This is a genomic window from Rhizobium leucaenae USDA 9039 (assembly GCF_000426285.1).
GTDB classification, from domain to species: Bacteria; Pseudomonadota; Alphaproteobacteria; order Rhizobiales; family Rhizobiaceae; genus Rhizobium; species Rhizobium leucaenae.
In genome coordinates this window covers 1-15,650 of record NZ_AUFB01000045.1, presented here as the reverse complement: position 1 = coordinate 15,650, position 15,650 = coordinate 1, and the positions used below count along the sequence as shown (strand labels likewise).

The 15,650-nt window shown below is 58.6% G+C and carries 9 protein-coding genes and 2 pseudogenes; 8 read left to right on the top strand and 3 right to left on the bottom strand.

What is annotated here, in order from left to right; genetic code table 11:
* Together K290_RS0130600 and K290_RS0130595 are read right to left on the bottom strand one after the other, a co-directional pair.
* Positions 1–1,293, bottom strand: coding sequence for a cytochrome P450 (locus K290_RS0130600; RefSeq protein WP_004120028.1), 1,293 nt, complete (start codon positions 1,291–1,293; stop codon positions 1–3).
* Positions 1,294–1,382: 89 nt separating this feature from the next.
* Positions 1,383–2,585, bottom strand: a complete 1,203-nt coding sequence (locus tag K290_RS0130595; protein WP_004120030.1) for a cytochrome P450 — start codon at positions 2,583–2,585, stop codon at positions 1,383–1,385.
* Positions 2,586–3,913: 1,328 nt separating this feature from the next.
* Between K290_RS0130595 and K290_RS0130590 the strand changes: the two genes are divergently transcribed.
* From K290_RS0130590 to K290_RS0130560, 8 genes and pseudogenes are all read left to right on the top strand, one after another.
* A complete protein-coding gene (locus K290_RS0130590) occupies positions 3,914–4,189 on the top strand; it encodes a hypothetical protein (RefSeq protein ID WP_004120034.1) in 276 nt (91 codons plus the stop codon).
* Between the two features lie 529 nt (positions 4,190–4,718).
* A pseudogene (locus K290_RS38605) lies at positions 4,719–4,917 on the top strand (aldehyde dehydrogenase family protein); the annotation flags it as partial.
* 66 nt (positions 4,918–4,983) lie between these two features.
* A pseudogene (locus tag K290_RS39035) lies at positions 4,984–5,094 on the top strand (transposase); the annotation flags it as partial.
* A 531-nt stretch (positions 5,095–5,625) separates the two neighbouring features.
* Complete coding sequence (locus K290_RS0130580) at positions 5,626–6,882, top strand: glycosyltransferase (protein ID WP_004120036.1); 1,257 nt, start codon at positions 5,626–5,628, stop codon at positions 6,880–6,882.
* 317 nt (positions 6,883–7,199) lie between these two features.
* Positions 7,200–8,060 carry an alpha/beta fold hydrolase gene (locus tag K290_RS0130575; protein WP_004120039.1) on the top strand — a complete coding sequence of 287 codons (861 nt, stop codon included), beginning with the start codon at positions 7,200–7,202 and terminating at the stop codon, positions 8,058–8,060.
* 835 nt (positions 8,061–8,895) lie between these two features.
* Positions 8,896–11,085 carry a prolyl oligopeptidase family serine peptidase gene (locus tag K290_RS0130570; RefSeq protein ID WP_004120041.1) on the top strand — a complete coding sequence of 730 codons (2,190 nt, stop codon included), beginning with the start codon at positions 8,896–8,898 and terminating at the stop codon, positions 11,083–11,085.
* 309 nt (positions 11,086–11,394) lie between these two features.
* Positions 11,395–11,799: a DoxX family protein gene (locus K290_RS0130565; protein WP_004120043.1), complete on the top strand. Its 405-nt coding sequence runs from the start codon at positions 11,395–11,397 to the stop codon at positions 11,797–11,799.
* Between the two features lie 583 nt (positions 11,800–12,382).
* Positions 12,383–13,423: a helix-turn-helix transcriptional regulator gene (locus tag K290_RS0130560; protein ID WP_004120045.1), complete on the top strand. Its 1,041-nt coding sequence runs from the start codon at positions 12,383–12,385 to the stop codon at positions 13,421–13,423.
* Positions 13,424–14,492: 1,069 nt separating this feature from the next.
* Here the strand turns inward: K290_RS0130560 and K290_RS0130550 are convergent.
* On the bottom strand, positions 14,493–15,530 hold the full coding sequence (locus tag K290_RS0130550; protein ID WP_004119987.1) for an IS110 family RNA-guided transposase: 1,038 nt from the start codon (positions 15,528–15,530) through the stop codon (positions 14,493–14,495).
* Between the last annotated feature and the right edge of the window lie 120 nt (positions 15,531–15,650).

Genomic DNA, 15,650 nt, shown 5'->3' with positions numbered 1-15,650 from the left:
TCAGCGCCCCGCCTGCGCATGCAGCCGCACGGGCAGGGCGCGGAATGTCCTAAGGAACGCGGATGGCTCCAGGGTCGGCTGATCGGCGAGTACGAGCGTAGGGAAGCGCGCCTCGATCCGCGGCAGGCTCTCGGCTAATTGCACCCGGGCCAGTTGCGCCCCGAGGCAGAAGTGGATGCCGTGGCCGAAGCTCAGCATGATCTTCCCGTCAATCGACATGCCAGGACTGGTGCCGTAGAACCGTACGGGGTCGAAGCGGTCGGGATCGGCAAAGGCGTCCGGGTCACGATTGCCGGCGGCGATCAGCACGCGCACGTCCGCGTTCTTCGGGATTACCACGCCGCCCAGTTCGATGTCGCGCTGTGCGATTCGCGGAATGGAGCTGAACATGGCGGGTGCGTTGCAGCGCAAGACTTCTTCGACGAATGCCTCGACCCCCTTGGCATCTCCCTGCAGCCAGTGCCGCTGTTCGGGATGCGCCAGCATCGCCAGGACCGCATGGTCAATGGTCGCAGCAGTGGTGGCGAAGCCACCCAGCAGCATGCCCCATAGCATGCTGATCAACTCCACATCCGACAGCATATCGGCATCATCGCCGTGTGCGCCGACCAGCATCGACACGACGTCCTGGCGGGGATCGGTGCGCCTGCGCTGTATGAGGTCGCCGAAGTAGGCCTTAACTTTGGCGCTGGCTGCGTCCGCCTCGGCGAGCTGGGGATCGCTGGCGTGCGGGCTCAGGCCTTCCAGGATGGCGCCGATGTTGGCGGCGAGCCCGAACATGTCCTCCTGGGGTATGCCGAACAGTTCGGCAAAGACCAGCATTGGCAAGGCAAGCGCGAATTCGCGATGCAGGTCCACTGCCTCCCCGCGCTCAAGCGCGTGCGCCATGCCGTCCAGGCGCGCTGCGACGATGTGCACTATGCTCGGCCGCAGGTTGTCGATCTCGCGCATCGTGAAATCGCGGGAGATCAGCCGGCGCAGACGCGTATGCGTCGGTGGATCCTTCATCGCTAAAGTGGACGCCAGCAGATTGAGCGACAGGCTGGTTGCCGCACGCGGGAAATAGCGCGCCAGTTCGCCCGGCGCCGGTCCCCGAAACGCATCGCCCGTGGCCTTGAGTGCCCAGTAGATGTCGGCGTGGCGGCTCAACAGAAAGAGGCCTGACGCTGCCCGGTGCACCGGATCGTGCTCGCGCAACCACCGCATGAACGGATATGGGTCGTGGATGCACGCCGGCGACGCGAGTTCGGCGAAGGCGTCCCGGCATACCGCGGTTGTTTCTTTCACGTCCATCTTGGTTACCTGTTGGTTGCTGATCTGGCCGGCGCGCCAGGCGCGCCGGCCATGCGGAGAAGATCACGATCCCCAGCGGCTTCCACGCATCACCAGAACACCGGAAACTCCTCGAACCCGCCGGTGATGATCTCCTTGCGCAACTTCAGTTTTTCGGGCGCCACGGCGAGGCGCAGCGCGGGAAAGCGCTGAAAGATCGAACCGAACACCGCCTTGAGTTCCAGCCTGGCTAGCGCAACGCCGATGCAATAGTGCGGCCCGTAGGAGAACGCCAAGTGGGGCTTTCCTTCGCGTCCGATGTCGAAGATTTCCGGGTCCTCGAAATGGCGCGGATCGAACGCCGTCGCCGGCAGGCCGACCAGCACCTTGCTCTCCGCGGGAATACGCACGCCCGCTATGGTCACGTCGGTTCTCGGGTAGCGCATGACGCCGTCCCAGCCCGCGCCCGGGGGGTACATACGCAGGATTTCCTCCACTGTCTTGTCCACAAGGGATGGATCGCCGACCAGGCGTTCGCGCTGTTGCGGATGACGGAACATCGCCAGCAGGCCGAATTCGATCTGCGCGACGGTGCTCTCGTGCCCCGCCACCAGCATGCCCGCCGCCAGGCCGATCGCCTCTTCCTCGGTCGCTTTGCCCTGATCGACCGCCGCGAGCAGATCCGTCAGCAGGTTGTCGCCGGGGTCCTCGCGCTTGTCCCGCATCTTGCCGCGAATGTAGGCGCGCAGCTCTTCCCAGGCCAGGCGCGACGCGCTGCGCGGGCCGCTTTCATGCTGGTGCGTCATCACCTCGTCGGACAGCCCGGCGAAAAAGGCGTGATCCTCATAGAGCACGCCCATCAGCGCGCTAATGACAATGGCCGGAAGCGGAAAGGAGAGGTGGAGCCGCAGGTCGGCGGGCTGGGGCTGGGCCGCCAGCGTCTCAAACAACTGCGCGGCGATCGCCTCGACCTTCTGCGCGAGCAGCTCCATATTGCGGTCGCTGAAGGCCCGTCCCACGATCGTGCGTAACCGCGCATGCTCGTCCCCCTCGTGCGAGACCAGCCACCCCGGCGAACCGAGAATCACTGAATCCGGGGTAAATGCCGCCGGCGGCATCCCCGCGGGCCGGAATGCAGTGTCGGAGAGCACCGCCTTGGCCTCGTCGTAGCCTGTCACCCACCAGCCTTCGTGCCCGGACGGGAAGCGCACGCGATGGATCGGACCGTTGGCGCTTAGCGTTAGCATCTCGGGCGAGGGCTCGATGTGATTGAGGCGCCACATCGGCAGCGTCGGCAAGGGTTGTTCGGACATGGTGGCAGTTCACTCTCTAAGCGATGGAAAGGGCGGAAGGTGACTGGCAGGCGACGGGCAGCGAACGACGGAAGACGGCATGGAGGCGATGTCCTCCACCGCGATTGTCAGCGCCAGGTCCTCCAGCGGCACGAACGGCGCGGGGAAGGTGCATCATAATTCTAGGCGCGCCGGCGCAGCGCCCAGGCGGAATTCCGACGCTTCGCCGAGCGACAGGTGCGGGTCGTGCCAGATGACGTCGAGCCTGTCGGAGTCGGCATAGATTGCCTAGTCGTAGAGCTTGGTGAATGAGGTTCGACCCTACCCGCCAGCGACGTCTCCGCCAACACGACCTCCGGACCAGTCCCACACCGCCGGTGGCAGTTAAACTAGATCGCATCCAACACGTCCCTGCATTTTCTCGGGGTCCACAACCACGCGCCAAGTCATTCCCACAGCGAACCGTCGGATCAGACGCGAACAGCGACGCGGCGCCGTGTGCGTCCCAAAGACCATCGCACTGCGATTGGTGATGATGCCGCAAACAGAGCAAATCGCGTGCCGAAGTGAAATCGCAGGCTCAGCGGGCACTTCCTAGCGGCGCGTAGTGTCAGGTTACTGACATTGAGTCTCAATGCCGACAACCGGCGGAGCAAGTGCCCGACAAAGCCCTGTTCGTGCGCTGAATGTGAGGAGCTGTCCTTGCGCGATATTTCAAGCATCCGGATTGCCTGCAACAGGCGTGGTTTGCTGGAAACCACTCCGATGTCGGCGGCAACGATCAGGAAAATGAAACCCGCTCTCCGACATCTCGCCGGGTCGGATGGGCATGCGACGCGGAAGCCGCAGGGTCGGGTCGCCGAGCTTGGGAACCTACCTGCCTTGGTAGTTCGCGCACGCGAAATGCGACTGGTATATTCCATATCGTGCATACGCTCCAACTAGCGACATGCTACCCGACTTTGCCCTGTCGAAGTAGGTAGTCGCGGGAAAAGCCGGACGATCTGCAAGCGCGTTCGGTTTTTTCTTTGTTAGGTTCTTCCCTCAAATAATGCGGTGAATGGACTATCAGCGGGCGCGTTGCTATCTGCTACATGCGAACGAAATAGAAAGGGAGACCCGACACACGGGTCAGAGTTCCGGGTATCACCCTTCAAGTTGAAGGAAATTGGATTGTTTGCGCCGTCGCGGAAGGCGATGAATGGAACTCTTCTCGCTTTGCCATGAATCTTACATCCTCTCTAGTTGAGATATTTCTAAAGTATCATCCTTGCCGATTGTCGTTCGAGGCGTGACAGGAGAGAGCGAATCTGCTTCTTCCTAATCAAAGCATTTTGGAAGACGCCAATATGGATGAAGCAGAAAACGACCTGCGTTTGATCGCCGTTATGCGGCGCTACTTCGCTGTTAGGGACGAGCTGGCAGGTTTGAAGTCCGCGCTTGAGGACAAGCGAAAAGCGGCGGGAATCGCGGTCGGCGAATTTTATCACGTGCGCGCCGACAACCAGCATGCAAAGGATGTAAGTCGCACCGTCGCGCTGAGACGGGAGCTGGAGTTTCTGATGAGCCTTGCCGAAGGCTGGTCCCGGGGAGACATCATTCATCTCGCCCCATCAGCCGAATGATCTGGCAAGCGCCGATGCTGCGGCGTGTCCTGTCGGGTTAGGAACGACCCCTCGCCGGGTCGCTCCTCCCTAAGACCGTACGCGCAGTTTCCCCGCATACGGCTCAAGCCTCCACTAGGCCCTGTTTGACCAGAGCCGCCAGTTCCTGTTTATCGGCAGAGTGGGCGGTTCCATCAGGCCGATCCGTAGTTTCCGAGGGCAGACCACGCCTGCGGCGAAGTAGCGGTCCCACATCGGATCAAACGGATTCGCTTCGGCCCGGATTTTGCGGTGGCGACGAATAGGAACGTCGGGTGTATGGAGTAACCGCCGGAACGTGATATTTCCGGCAGTATCCTCGACTGCTGCGCGGAATACCCAGTCTCGCCCTCGCTATCGGCCCAGTGATCGGATGCGGCGCCATGTGAGGACTGCGTCTGGACCCGGAGGCGAGATTGATTGCTGGCGGGAAGCGTTAGCGGCTCAACCCGAAAAATAATGGCCATCCGAGTTCGCGAGCTTTCGGAAAGGCGAGTCAAGGAATCCGCCGGGATGGAAAATGGTCTCTGCGCTTGCTGCGGGAAACGCCATCGTCCTTGCACCTTCGGAACTGCGGCCGTTCTCCATACCTCTACATCCCGACATCGCCAAGTGAGATTTACGGAATCGACCGCCGCCGGCGGCGCGATCATGAAACGATCGCATCCACCCAAATCAAACTGATGACGCTCGAGCTCGGAGGCAAGAGTCTTCCGCGGACTTGAAGGTCGCGGCCCGCTTCGTCGCCCGCTTCGGCAGGCGTTGCGAGCGTCGCGGACGTTGCTCGTCGACATGACTTGGTGCCGCAGCGGATTTACACCTGGCGCCGGCAGTTTGCGAAGAGGGCAGAAGTGCCCGGTGACGATTGGGCCAAGCAGCGAGTTTGAGGAACGCCAGAGACATGCCGGCCGCGAATTGTATTCATTCAAACAATCAATTTTACGCAGCGCCCCGAACGCCTTAAAAATTGCAGGACAGATGGAGTCGAACGAAACCTGAGCGGGTAAGTCATTGAGTTCGCTGCCCGCGAGCTGAAGACGACCGGGGAGTCTTCAAGTCCATCCGCAGATGCGTGCGACGGACGTAAGTTCGCAAGACGATATCACCTTTGTCGAGGTCGGCTAAGCAGCTAGACCTTTCCGGCCGATTGTGCCAACTCCCGACCAGGTTGAGCTGTGTGCAATCGGGGAGTCCTTTCGGGTTTACGGCACCTGCTAGAACGTGTGTGACGGCCGCAAGGGAGCATCATCTTTCTAACCGGAAAGTTCCCGCTGAGGGAAGTTTCCGGGGAGTGTGTTGCATCGCCCCGCCTCCGATTGTGACAGCGGCAGAACTCGACACGACGCACCAATTATCGATCACCTATTGCAGCCTCCGATTACGACGAAATTTGGCTTCAAACACGATTGAGGTGAGGCATGTTGTATAACTTCCTGCTTGCGTCCTGGGGGACGTCGGGTAATCTGGGCCCGTTGCTGACTGCAGCTCGACAACTGCAACGGGTTGGCCATAGCGCCCGCATTATGGCTGATCCAGAGATGCGGCGTGAAGTGGCTGCGGCGGGTTTCGACTTCGTCTCCTGGCGGCGTGCCCCGATGGGGATCGACGCGGATCCTGCCTGCTTTTCAGACATGCAGGACTGGTTCCAAAAGGCGGTGTTCGGCCCGGCGCCAGCCTACGCAGCCGACGTCCAGGATGAGATCGGCCGCATACCGACGGATGCTGTCATTGCCATCGATATGTTGTTTGGTGCCGTGTTGGGCGCCGAAGCCGCTGGCGTGCCGATCGCAATGTTGTCACCCCATGTGAGCCTTCGCCCTTTGCCAGGAATTCCGCCGGCCGCCAGCGGATTGGCGCAGCCGCAGACGCCAGAAGAGCGGATCGCGATCGCGGCGGCGAACGAAAATTGGGCTTGCTTCCTGGACCAATTCCTTTCGCTTCTAAACGAGGCGCGTGCCGGCCTCGGCCTGTCCGGTTTGGCCAGGACGGTGGATTTATTTGAGTGTGCCGATCGGTACTTGCTGGCGATCAGCCGGACCTTCGATTTTGAGGCCGACCTTCTACCGGACAACGTTCGTTATGTTGGGCCACTGCTGGAGCAGCCAAATTGGTCAAGGAGCTGGAAGGCGCCTTGGCCTGTGGACGCCAATCGACCTCGTGTGCTCGTCGCCTGCAGCTCCGGCGCTCAGGGTCAAGACGACTTGGTTCAACGGATCATTTGCGCATTGGGTACGCTGGACGTGCACGCGGTGGCGACCATCGGACCTCATGTTGACGCGGGGAAGCTGGTCGCCCCCGCGAACGTGCATCTGTTGCACGGCGCTCCGCATGACACAGTGATGAAGGAAGTCTGCCTTTTGATAACGCAGGGCGGCCACGGCACCGTCAGCCGGGGGCTGATAAACGGTCTACCGCAACTGGTGCTCCCCAACGGGCGCGACCAGGGGGATAATGCTGCACGAGTTGTGTCGAAGGGAGCTGGTCTTCGACTACCCCCGAGTGCTAGCGAAGCCGAGATCGCCCATGCCGTCAGTGGCCTGTTACAGGAGCCGCGCTATCGCGATGCGGCGCGCCGCTTGGGCGATGGCATCAAAGCTGAAATCGCCGCCTCCGGTCTCATTGACGAATTGGAGGCTATGGTGGCAAATAAATCCATTGTTGGATCGGCGACCTGATGCGGGCGGCTTGATCGTGCATTCGGATTGTTCGATTTTATCGTCGGTGCGCTCAGGCATTTCCTCCATGGGTATTTAGGCACCGATATCTTTCCTTCGATGCTTGCCTACCGGGCAAGTCGATCTTCGTCTCCGGCTTGGTGCCGCTCACAGTTCATCATGTTCAAGTGCTGCCCCATTTGCCACGGGCATTCTCAACTGGATCAGTTTGCAATCGGCAAGCCATTGCTCTCGCGGTCTGAGTGCCGCGGGTCGTTCCCCTCTATGACACAAACACTCTACCCTTTGCTGGCGAGCCCAAAAAAGAGCCGAACCCCATGAATGTAGCCGAATCGAGCCCCGTCCTGATGAACCGCGCCGGGGTGTGCCTTGCGCACTTCGAAGCAATATCGGCTTCGCCCCTAAGTCCGCCGCTCGTCCTGATTCACGGCTGGACCGGCGATCACAGGATATTCACGCCGCAGATCGAATATTTTGCTAAAAGTCGGCACGTCATGGCGGTAAACCTCCGCGGTCACGGAGACAGCGACGCGCCGAAGCAGGAGTACACGATCGAGGATTTTGCTGACGACGTAGCGTGGCAATGCAGCGAGCGGAACCTGGTGAAACCGCTGATCATCGGCCACAGCATGGGTGGATCGGTCGCACTCGAGCTGTGCGGCCGCCATCCTGAGCTGGCCTCTGGTGTGGTGATGATCGATTCTATTGTCACGCCCCGGTGGGCGCTTCGCGACAGCCCCGAAATTGATCAGTTCCTGGATGCAATTTCGAGCTCAAACTATCGGGAGGTTTTGCGAAAAAACGCGTGGTCCATGGCCCTCGACTACGACGACCCTTCCAGGCGCGAGAGCATCCACAACACCTATATCCGCGCCTCGTGCGAGAAGACACCGCAGCATGTGGCGTATTCTGCAATGCGCAATTTCATCCTCAACTATGATGCGTCTCCTGCGGCAACGCGTTGCAAGGTCCCGATGGCCTACATCGCTGCCGATGTGCCGCTGGTGAGCGCTGCATGTGATCTCGACTGGCTAAAGGTTCGCTGCTCCCAACTCGTTTTGGCCAAGACGCTGTTGGCTGGCCATTTCAATACCATCGAGGTGGCTGACCAGGTAAATGCGATGCTCGACCGCTTCTTAGCAGTCGGCCTTAGGCCGCGCCCCACCACCCGGATGTAACGGATGTGCCTAATAGACTGGTTTGCGATGCTATGCCGACCGAGGCCAGCCGAATTCGTGTAGGGTCCGCTGTCGCGACCGACATGAAATCTGGCGGGGAGTGTAAAGGCGTTCTCAAGGCAAGCGGCGCTTGATCGTCGTTAATGTAACCGTGGTGCGGATTGCCCGGCACGACCTGTCATGCCATGAAAGTTTCGCCTCGTTGCTCGCCAAGCGGGCATTAGACCTGATCTGTGTTTCGATGACGCGCTCTATACCGCGGGTCGAACGGCCGGTTACAACAGCCGCACGCGCATCGCCCACAGCCGCACCATCTTCTTGTCATTTGACCGCTAACCATCGCCATCACGGCCGCATTTGCGTATTCGCCTGACCTTTGCGCCTCCTTGCAGGCGTGAATCGTACGCATGTTTCTTGGGAGGCTAGCGAGACGAAAATGGTCGCTCTCCGCTCCGTGACCAAATATGTGGTCGCTCGCCACCATCACCGGGCAGGGCAATCCATTCGTCACGTGATGGCCGACCAAGCACTCCTGAGAGCCTCGGCGAGGCGCACCTTCCCGCCCGTGCACTCAATACCAGGCCTGGTGACCTATGCGCGCCTTCGCCCTTGTGGGGAAATCAGTACGAGGATCGTCTCAGAGCCATATGGAAGTGACAAACCTGGAGCGGTTGCGACATTGCAGTGCGACTTATCCTACAAGGCCTTCATGCTCCCAAGCCTTTGATTCCAGAGGGTCAGTTCAGATGCGCTTGATTGGCACAGCTCTTGCCGAGACGAGAGGCGGAGCGGTTTGTTTCAACCGCTTGGACGTTGGATTTCGGCGAGGTAAATTATGCGCGGTACATTTCTGAATAGATTGGTGTTGGCTATGGTTTTGGCGATGGCATTCACCATGGCGGCTTCTGCCAAGGCGCCGATGACCACTGTTGCCAAGCCGATCGATTCCAACCCTAACAACGCTCCCAACGACGCCGCCGACCCTCGCGCCTATCTGAATGAGATTGACGGCGAAAAGGCGATGGTCTGGGTGAAGGCGCATAACCAATCAACCGTCAACAAACTGTCGAAAGATCCACGCTATGGCGAATATCAGGCTGACATTCTGAAGATCTTGCAAGCCACCGATCGCATTGTTCGGCCCGGCTTCGCGCATGGCAGCACGATCGACAACTTTTGGCAGGACGGCACGCACGTGCAGGGTCTGTGGCGGCGGACGAGCTGGGAAGCCTACAGGTCTGGAAGCCCTCAATGGCGCGTCATTCTCGATGTCGAGGCGCTGTCCAAACTCGAGGATAAGACCTGGGTGCTCAGAAGCGAGAACTGCCTGCCGCCCGTCGACAATCTCTGCCTGCTCAGCCTGTCTGATGGCGGCAAGGATGCAGATGTGGTGCGCGAATTCGACATCGCCAGGGGCCAGTTCGTTAAGGAAGGCTTCGTCCTGCCTGAGGGCAAGCAGTCGGCGACTTGGGTGGACGAGAACACCATCTACGTGACTCGGGAATGGACGCCGGGCGAAGTGACGGATTCCGGCTACGGCTACGTCACCAAGGTGCTGAAGCGGGGCCAGAGCCTCGATCAGGCGGTCGAGATTTTTCGCGGCGACAAGAAAGACGTCTCGTCTCGCCGCAGCGTGATGCGCGACATTGATGGCAAGTATGTGATGGACATCTCCTATCGCGACCTCGACTCGTTCAACACAGAACTAGCCTTCTACCCGAACGGTCACACCGATAACCGCAAGGTCGTTCTGCCATTCCCGACCACAGCTGCTTTAAGTGGCTACTACAAGGGCCAGGCAATCTACAATTTGAAGTCGGACTGGGCCTCGGCCAATGGCACCGTCTTCCACAATGGCGCGCTAATCGCTTTCGATCTCCGCGCGGCGCTCGCCGATCCGGCGCACGTTGAACCACTTGTGCTGTTCATGCCGAACGACCACCAGTCTGTCCAAGGGATTACCCAGACGAAAAATCATCTTGTGCTGTCGATCCAGTCGAATGTCAGCAGCGAGGTACGCAGCTTTGATTTCGGCAAGAATGGCTGGTCGTCCTTTAAATTGGCCCTGCCGGAAAATTCGACTTTGTCCGTGACGTCGAGCGACAATGAGAGCGATCACCTGTTCATCTTCTCGGAAGGTTTCCTCGAACCCTCCACCCTTTTTTACGCGGATGCTGCAAGCGGCAATGTCGAGAAGCTCAAGTCGAGCCCGGAACGCTTCGATGCTGAAGACCTGCAAGTACAGCAGTTCTGGGCGACCTCGGAGGATGGAACGAAAGTTCCCTACTTCCTCGTGGCGCGCAAAGATATTAAGCTCGACGGCACGAACCCCACCATCCTCTATGCTTATGGCGGTTTTGAAATTTCAATGCGTCCCACCTATTTGGCAACACTTGGCAAGTTGTGGTTGGAAAAGGGGGGTGCCTACGCGCTGGCCAATATACGAGGGGGTGGCGAATTCGGACCAAAATGGCACGAGGCCGGTTTGAAAACCCATCGTCAGCGTGTCTATGACGACTTCCAGGCCGTGGCGCAGGACCTGATCGCGAAGAAGGTTACCTCGGCACCGCATCTCGGGATCATGGGTGGTTCGAACGGCGGCCTGCTGATGGGCGTGCAACTGACCGAGCGCCCTGATCTATGGAACGCGGCCGTGATCCAGGTGCCGCTTCTCGACATGGTCAACTTCACCCACATGTCGGCAGGAGCCTCGTGGCAGGGCGAATATGGCAATCCGGACGATCCTGTCGAAGGCGCCTTTCTGCGCTCGATCTCGCCATATCATAACGTAAGGGCGGGTGTGGGTTATCCGGAGCCTTTCTTCGAAACCTCGACCAAAGATGACCGCGTCGGTCCGGCGCACGCGCGCAAAATGGCCGCCCTGTTCGAAGATATGAGTCTGCCCTTCTACTATTACGAAAACATCGAGGGCGGCCACGCCGCTGCCGCCAACCTGCAGGAACGCGCGCGCCTCTACGCGCTCGAATACACCTACATGTCTCAAAAACTCATGGACAATAAGTGAGCATGGATCCTCGCGATTGGAACGGATTTGCAATCCGGTTCGAGTAAAGGATCGGACCGTTGCCGCGTGCGTTTCTTTGGCGGCGGACACGCACGACAAAATCGGGTTGTATCAAGCCCCAATGCTTCTTCCGCGCTCAGAAGACCTATCTGGTCTTACGCAAGATCGCCTTACGTCCCTCGATAATTTCTTGGCACCGTATTTGCGCGAACTGATCAACCCAGGTTCGTTCCTATCGATCCGGCGTCCTGATCCGAATGCCGATCGACCGGAATTAGGACGAGACAACTGGAAAAACTGGAGACTGCTTTGGAGGATGCTTCAAAACACGCGCAGACGGCACTCGCCGTGCTCCGAATCGTTACCGCCCTGCTGCTCATTGAACATGGCGCCATGAAGCTAGCCGGATTCCCCGCGTTCGGCGTTGGCGGAGCAGGGGACGAAGCCAATTTATCCACTCTGATGCTGATTTTTAGCCTTCGGGAGGTGTTCGGCGGCCTGGCTGTGCTGACTGGCCTCCTGACCAGACCGGTTGCATTCCTTTTATCCGGGCAGATGGGCCTCGGCTATTGGACTACCAATTTCTCAGGCAAGAGCGCCTTTCCCGTGCCGAACGGCGGCGATGGTACGCTCCTGTTTTGCTTCATCTTTCTTTATCTGGCCTCTACAGGGCCCGGGGCTTGGAGCTTTGACGCAAAGATGAAGCGAATATGAGAGGGGCTTCGTGACTGCAGCGGGAAGAATCGTACGTCCGGAACCACCATCGTTGAATTCCCCGCTTTGGATCGTATCGGGAAGTCACCGTATGACATCTGGTCAGCAAACATGCTGAAGAGTAAGTGACGACTGACCTAGAGAAGCTCTCCTTCTTTATTCAGAATATACCACGAACTTATTGGGGATCGCGAGCGTCAACCTTTGCGGTTGACAATGCCGATTGCCTGTCGACATAGGTATACAACAACATTAGGTCGACAAGAAGCGGCGTCGAGGTGGAACCCGCCACGGGCGAATGCTAGTAGACGAAACCAAAAACAACCGCTCTCCGAGCGCCGTAATCGGCCAACCCTTCAGTCCACGCCTAAGAGGCGAAGGCGACTGAAGATCCTGAGGCAGATGTCATGCCTGCCAACACTCGGATAAGAGTGGAGAGGAAATAAACCGCCTCGTCACTGGAGGTTTCGGGCGCCGGGCAAGCTATGTTCAATTAAAAAATGGTTGTCGCAAGCTCTATGAAACTCGAGAGACGATCTTGTATGAACCGACAAGATCGATGTCGCTGGCACCTGGAGAACACATGATGGAAAATAGCGCCGATGATGCCGTTTTTCGATATTGCGGCTCAACGTTCGATAGCATGATCGAAACTCTCAGCGAGGTTTTCGGGACATTCGACGCTGAACTCGTAAGTCGCTCCCAAGAGTTCCATTGGGGGATCGATCTTTCGACTTGTGAAGGCGCCGTGTTGATTACCGGTTCCCATCAGGATGGGTTTCAGTTCCGCACGGAATGGTGCTCGGGTGCAACGGAGCATCTATCGATCGTGGTGCCGCGCAGCGGTGGCATGGGGGTTACGTACGGTCGGCGCACCGCCGAGGCAGCACAAGGGAAATTGCTGCTTTACCGGAATTTCGAGCCTGACGGCATCGTGATGCACGGGCAAGCCAATCTAATAGATGAGTTGGTGCTTGATTGGGCCTTATTCCAACGGACAATTTGCGAGACTTTTGACGTGCCTTTCAATGGCTCCCTTGACCTCCTGCCTGAGCTGGATCTGTCAACGCCAGTTGGCCGCACGATCGGCAATCTCGCCGAAACAATCATCGACGGAATGCGCGCTAATGGTCCGCTTTTGCAGTCTCCTATAGCCATGGCACATATTTCGCAGGCGCTCGCCGATGTGGTGATAAGGATGGTGCCTCATCGGCTATTGCATCTGCTGGATAAGAAACCCAGCATGATCGCTCCCAGACATGTTCGACGCGGGATCGAGTTCATGCGGGCCAATATCGACCAGCCGATTACAATGCCGATGGTGGCAGACGCAGCGGTGGTTTCCACCCGAGCGCTCGAAGCTGGTTTTCGTGCTTTTAAGGACATGACACCCGCAGCCTATCTACAAATGCTTCGGTTGCGGGCAGCACGGGAAGACCTGCTAGATCCAGAGAACCGCATGCTTTTGAAAGACATCTGCCTGAAATGGGGGTTCTTTCAGTTCGGGAGGTTTTCCGCAGTTTATAGGGCGCACTATGGAGAAAATCCGTCTGAAACAAGGAGAGGCGCTTGCGGGTTGCATTCTTTTAGCGCCCCGGGACGAAAAAAGATTGGCTGGAAATGACGGACCGATTGTTTTCAAGGCGAAACGATCATGTTGGATTTCAACCGCTACCTTGTCTTCGTCATTCTTGCCATCGGTTCCACAGCGTTGGAACTCCCGTCAGTACGCGATAAAAAAATTAAGCCGCAGACCCGCGAATTGCGGACACACTGTATCGGCACAAAACGAACGTCCGGTGTCCGAACGTTGTTTCGATAAACGCTCGGTTGGGTCTGCACCCAGCGGTCAAATAACCAGGCCGCCGACAGAAAGTGAGTGAGACCTGCCAGGTTGAAGAGCACCAGTGCCCTACGAGGACTGGAATACCGCCGCTTTCAAAAAGACGTGGTCTCCTGTGGCGCAGTTTCTGCCCGCCAACCGCTTGTGCCGGCCGATATCCCCTTACTGTAAGGCGACGGCCAGGGTGGCAGCAGTCAAGAAGCATGACTCCGGCGGCTTGCCGATTACTGCGGCGGCTCGTGGATTGGCGATAGCCATTTGCGAAACGAATTGGTCTTATCCAAACAATCGATTTTCAATCGCCGCCGACATCGCATACGGCAATTACGTCGTTCCAATTCGTCGGAGCAATTCTAATGTACGTTCTCGATTTAGAGGAGATGGCCCAGTTCTTCGTGAAATCGTTCACGCTGGTTGCGATATTTGCTACGACATGCGTCGTACTCGAGGTGATCTTTCCGGCTTATCGATATAGCTTTGCCTCGTACGTTCGCGGCGCGCGGAATTGGGTTATTCGCATTGGATGCGGTGCTGTAATCTGGCACTTGTATGCTCTGGGTTTGCAATTGTTAGGGATTAAACCGCTCCTTCTGTAACGGGCTGTCCCGAGTCAATCCCTTTTGAGCTTAATCCCTCGCCGAGTGCTTGCTTCTGTCCGCAGTCGACGCCGGGGTCGCTGCTTTATGGGGTCTGCTGAGGACCGGCTGGCCAATCTAAGGACGCGCAGTCACCTCAGTGCTGCTTGCGGTTCATCGGCCTATCCGCTCCATCGTCCCGGCGAAGGGACCTTGCTCCGGTGGGCTGATGGTGGTGCCCGCCCGAAACCTTGTCTTGTTGTCTCGCTTCCTGCTCAGGCGGTCATGGCTGACGCCGCCTTGTGGGGAATGAAGTTGGTTTTATCCCTGAGCATGTGGTGCAACACCACCGCCAGCTTACGGGCCAGCGCAACACGCGCCTTTCTGGGTCCCGCACGTCTTGCAACCGCCAGCGCCCAGCTTTTGAGATCCGAACCCTTCACGGGGCGCGTCAGGATGACATTGGCCGCCTCGTAGAGCGCGGTTCGTACGCCCGCATCACCGATCTTCGAGATGCGGCCGCTATAATCGGTTTCGCCCGATTGATACTTCTTGGGCGTCAATCCGAAATGCGGCCCCACCGCTCGTGATGATCGGAAGCGCTCAGGCGCGTCAACAGCCGACACGAATGTCAGCGCCACCAGCACGCCAACGCCGGGCGTCGTCATCAGCCGACGTGCATTATCGTCCTGACGGGCCATGACACGCAGCTTTCGTTCAAAACCTGCAAATTCGTCCATAAGCGCGTCGCGCACCTTCAACAGTGAAACGGTGATCGCCTCCAAGGTCGGATGACCTTCAATCAGCTCGCGGATCCGTGCCGCATAGGTGCGCCGCGTGGTCGGCCCTACCTTGAGGCCGAAACCGCGCAGAATGCCCCGGAGGCTCATCTCGATGTCGTGAAGTTTTCCCTGGATGAGCTTGCGTGCGGTCAGCAGCGCTCGCACCTCCTGGGCCGGAAGAGATTTGCAGTGGACCGGCCTGAACCAGCCAAGCCGCATTAACTGCGCAATACCCCGTGCGTCCTTCTTGTCGGTCTTCACGGGCATCGTCTTGAAGGCCGCCCGCACGTGGCGCGTCTCGATCAGTTCGACCGCCAGATCCGCCTTCGCCATTTCCGCGTAAAGCCATTGCGACAAGGGGCCAGCCTCAAGACCAATTCGTTCCATCGCCGCGCCCTGCTCGCCAAACCAGGCGATCAGCGCATCGGGTTCACTGTGGACCTTTGCCTCGCGCACGATGCGGCCATCCGCATCCACCACGCACACACTCGAGTATTCCAACGAGACATCGATTCCGGCATACTGCTTCATGGTCGTCTCTCCGTGATGCTATGGAGCAGGCCACTCCTGACTCCGCGACACCATCATTGTGAGGGACGACCACCAAGCCTTCAAACTCGCCTGGCTGGGATCCGCCCGTTACACCATCTA

Bases quoted from the DNA above. Each gene is read 5' to 3' on its own strand.
- K290_RS0130600 (WP_004120028.1), bottom strand. From the start codon at position 1,293: ATGGACGTGAAAGAAACAACCGCGGTATGCCGGGACGCCTTCGCCGAA.
- K290_RS0130595 (WP_004120030.1), bottom strand. From the start codon at position 2,585: ATGTCCGAACAACCCTTGCCGACGCTGCCGATGTGGCGCCTCAATCAC.
- K290_RS0130590 (WP_004120034.1), top strand. From the start codon at position 3,914: ATGGATGAAGCAGAAAACGACCTGCGTTTGATCGCCGTTATGCGGCGC.
- K290_RS0130580 (WP_004120036.1), top strand. From the start codon at position 5,626: ATGTTGTATAACTTCCTGCTTGCGTCCTGGGGGACGTCGGGTAATCTG.
- K290_RS0130575 (WP_004120039.1), top strand. From the start codon at position 7,200: ATGAATGTAGCCGAATCGAGCCCCGTCCTGATGAACCGCGCCGGGGTG.
- K290_RS0130570 (WP_004120041.1), top strand. From the start codon at position 8,896: ATGCGCGGTACATTTCTGAATAGATTGGTGTTGGCTATGGTTTTGGCG.
- K290_RS0130560 (WP_004120045.1), top strand. From the start codon at position 12,383: ATGATGGAAAATAGCGCCGATGATGCCGTTTTTCGATATTGCGGCTCA.
- K290_RS0130550 (WP_004119987.1), bottom strand. From the start codon at position 15,530: ATGAAGCAGTATGCCGGAATCGATGTCTCGTTGGAATACTCGAGTGTG.